The organism is Lysinibacillus parviboronicapiens (assembly GCF_003049575.1).
Taxonomy (GTDB): domain Bacteria; phylum Bacillota; class Bacilli; order Bacillales_A; family Planococcaceae; genus Lysinibacillus; species Lysinibacillus parviboronicapiens.
Genome location: NZ_PYWI01000094.1, coordinates 1 through 633, shown reverse-complemented (window position 1 = coordinate 633; position 633 = coordinate 1). Strand labels below are relative to the sequence as shown.

The following is a 633-nucleotide window of genomic DNA, read 5'->3' as shown; positions in this document are numbered from 1 at the left end:
GTTATTTTGCTGGCTTCTCCGTGTCATCCTTCTTTTTATAGTTCGATGAAAGAATTGATTACGCTGCCTCTACGAGACAGTAGAGGTCCTTCATCATATGTTGCTCGTTAAAAAAGACTTTCTTTTTGCATATGCCATGTATTACCTTCAGTAACTTACCACAGAGTATCACCATTGATTGCTTTCCCCTTAAGGGATTTTGTTGTCTTGTTGTGTAATATTCATGAAGCTTTTTAAACGCTTCGTTATGACGAATAAGCGGGACTATAACCTTGAATAGAGTGTTTCTAAGCTTCTTTCGTCCTCGTTTAGAGATATGTTTTTGTCCCTTATGTTGACCAGACGAGCTTTCACGTAATGTTAATCCCGCTAGTTTTATAAGTTGGCGTGGATTTTCATAAAGTGAGAAGCTTCCTACTTCTGATAGTAAATCAACGATTGTCGCGTCTCCTAAACCAGGAACTGAAGCCAGTATTTCATATTCCATTGTCGTTTGTGCCATTTCAGCTAATTGATTATTAACAGTTTCAATTTCAGTTTCTAATAACCGATACTGACGTAAGAGCGTGGCAATTTCATGTTGGGCCATCTGTGTTCCTTCTGTCAGACCGATAGAGTTTTTCGCGGCTTCAA

General features: G+C 38.7%; 1 protein-coding gene. It reads right to left on the bottom strand.

The genetic code is table 11. From position 1 onward, the window contains the following. Positions 1-58: 58 nt before the first annotated feature. A partial coding sequence (locus C9J35_RS23220; protein ID WP_167396055.1) for a transposase occupies positions 59-633 on the bottom strand: 575 nt, incomplete at its 5' end.